General features: G+C 59.5%; 2 protein-coding genes and 2 pseudogenes. 3 read left to right on the top strand and 1 reads right to left on the bottom strand.

Going from position 1 to position 2,010, the window contains the following annotated elements; translation table 11 throughout:
* The 3 genes and pseudogenes from C0456_RS21025 to C0456_RS20210 form a co-directional block, all read left to right on the top strand.
* Positions 1-162: pseudogene (locus C0456_RS21025) on the top strand (ferredoxin); the annotation flags it as partial.
* A 2-nt stretch (positions 163-164) separates the two neighbouring features.
* Positions 165-545 (top strand): limonene-1,2-epoxide hydrolase family protein, encoded by a 381-nt coding sequence (locus C0456_RS20215; RefSeq protein WP_291056400.1) that lies wholly within the window; start codon positions 165-167, stop codon positions 543-545.
* Positions 545-1,564 (top strand): LLM class flavin-dependent oxidoreductase, encoded by a 1,020-nt coding sequence (locus C0456_RS20210; RefSeq protein ID WP_067399195.1) that lies wholly within the window; start codon positions 545-547, stop codon positions 1,562-1,564. The genes C0456_RS20215 and C0456_RS20210 overlap by 1 nt, the downstream gene beginning before the upstream one ends.
* 33 nt (positions 1,565-1,597) lie before the next feature.
* On the opposite strand, the pseudogene C0456_RS20205 reads toward C0456_RS20210, so the two are convergent.
* Positions 1,598-2,010: pseudogene (locus tag C0456_RS20205) on the bottom strand (TetR/AcrR family transcriptional regulator); the annotation flags it as partial.

The following is a 2,010-nucleotide window of genomic DNA, read 5'->3' as shown; positions in this document are numbered from 1 at the left end:
GTGGACCCGTCATTTGCTGACAAGCTGCCCGAAATGACCGAGGATGAAAGCGACCTACTGGACAGTTCGGACCATCGCAACGAGACCTCCCGCCTTTCCTGCCAGATCAAAATGACCGATGCGCTTGACGGAGTGACCGTCACGATTGCCCAGGAGGACTGAGCATGGCAGACGCGCAAGCCGAAGTCCTCGCCTTCTTCGAGGAGTGGAAGCCCACCCTGGCGAACATGATGGCATCGATGGAGAAGCGTTTTACCGACCAGACGGTTTGGGAAAATGTCGGCATTTCCAAGACCACCGGCTTTGCTGAGGCCAAGGCTTTCATGGACGGTTTCGCGCATATGTACCCGATCGAAAGCGGCGAGGTGATCGTTCACCACGTCGCTTCGAACGGCAACGTCGTGCTGACCGAGCGGACCGACAATTTCCACGACAAAGATGGCAAGCTCATCATTTCTCTCAAGCTGATGGGCGTGTTCGAGATGGGCGGCGACAAGATCGTATCGTGGCGTGACTATTTCGATACCGCAAAAGGCTTTGGCTGATGTTTGCCGGGAAGAAGGTCTGGGCCCAGCTGCCAATCCTGCCAGCCCGGCAACTTGTGCCGTTAGTGCAGGAATGGGAAGCCGCCGGGATCGAAGGCGTCTGGGTGCCGCAGATATTCGGCCTTCCCCAAGTCACGCTTGCGGCCGCTGCGGCTGTCACCAGTCGGATCAAGTTGGGAAGCGGGATCACTCTCGCCTTTACCCGTAGCCCGCTGGAAACAGCCTGCAGCGTGATCGATCTGGATCACATTAGCGATGGCCGCGCGGTGCTGGGCCTTGGCTCCAGCGCGCAGAGCCAGATCGAAGGCAGCTTTGGCATGCCCTATGGCAAGCCGCTGGCGCATATGCGCGAAGTGGTGGAACAGGTGCGCGCCGTGATCGCCAAGGGGCACACCGGCGAACTGCAGACGCTGGAAGGCGAATATGCAACGCTTGATCTCTCACACTTTCGGCTGACCGGTCCGGCGCGTCGATCGAGTGTTCCCATCTACCTTCCGGCGATCTTCGAAAAGGCGTGCGAGCAGGCCGGCGAAATCGCAGACGGGCTGCTGGGTCACCCCTTGTGGACCACTCAATGGATCCAGGAAAAGGTTGGCCCTCACCTCGGCGCAGGGTTGAAAAAGGCTAACCGCGAAAGATCCGGGTTCGATCTGAACCTCATGATTTTTACGGTTATCAATGACGACCGCGACGCGGCCATTGCTGATGCGCGTGCCAATGTGGCGTTTTATACCCAGTCTCCCCAGTACCTGCGATATTTCGAGGGGATAGGCTTCGGCAAGGAAGCCAAGGCCATCCAGGAAGCTTTCGCAAAGCAGGATTTCGCCGCAATGGCGCAGGCCTGCCCCGATGAAATGGTGAGCGCGATCACCGTGCTTGGCTCGGCTGAAGACGTGAAGACGCAAGTAATAGAACGAGCCGCCTTTGCCGATTCCATCACGCCCGTCGTGCCGCAATTCGGCATGGCGGAGGACACTGAGGCCATATACCGCCAGCGGATCGCAGATTTGTTCTTCTAATTGGCTACCGGGCGACCGTCGCCCCGCGCCTGATCAGGCAGAGAACAGCCCAGCCAGTAGGAATTCAGCCATGGTATCCGCGCGATCTTCGTCAGTCTGCCTGCTAGCGCCTTCCTGCGGCGCATCAGGCAGCAGGCGTTCGTGCATTGGGCCAAGCGCAAAGAACGAGCCCACGCCGTGAACCAGCAGCGCCAGCAGCGCAGACGAGCCCAGCGGGTGCAGACTTGTGCCGGAGGCAACCTGTTCCAGCAGCTTTTGCAGGCGGCGCTGGAACGGCAGGGTGAATCGGTCGGTCAGGTAGTCGAGACGCCAGCTGGGCTCCCTTCCCTCTTGCTGGCTGATCGCCACGATGTCCGAATTGATGATGGCCCAGCGACAAAAGCGAAACACAAGGTCGCGCAGCTGCTCTTCGGGGGAGCGGGTTGGATCAAAGGCAATCTCCACGT

The organism is Hyphomonas sp. (assembly GCF_013823385.1).
Lineage (GTDB): Bacteria > Pseudomonadota > Alphaproteobacteria > Caulobacterales > Hyphomonadaceae > Hyphomonas.
The sequence above is the reverse complement of the archived record's forward strand: the minus strand, read 5'-3'. Positions and strand labels throughout refer to the sequence as shown.

Bases quoted from the DNA above. Each gene is read 5' to 3' on its own strand.
- C0456_RS20215 (WP_291056400.1), top strand. From the start codon at position 165: ATGGCAGACGCGCAAGCCGAAGTCCTCGCCTTCTTCGAGGAGTGGAAG.
- C0456_RS20210 (WP_067399195.1), top strand. From the start codon at position 545: ATGTTTGCCGGGAAGAAGGTCTGGGCCCAGCTGCCAATCCTGCCAGCC.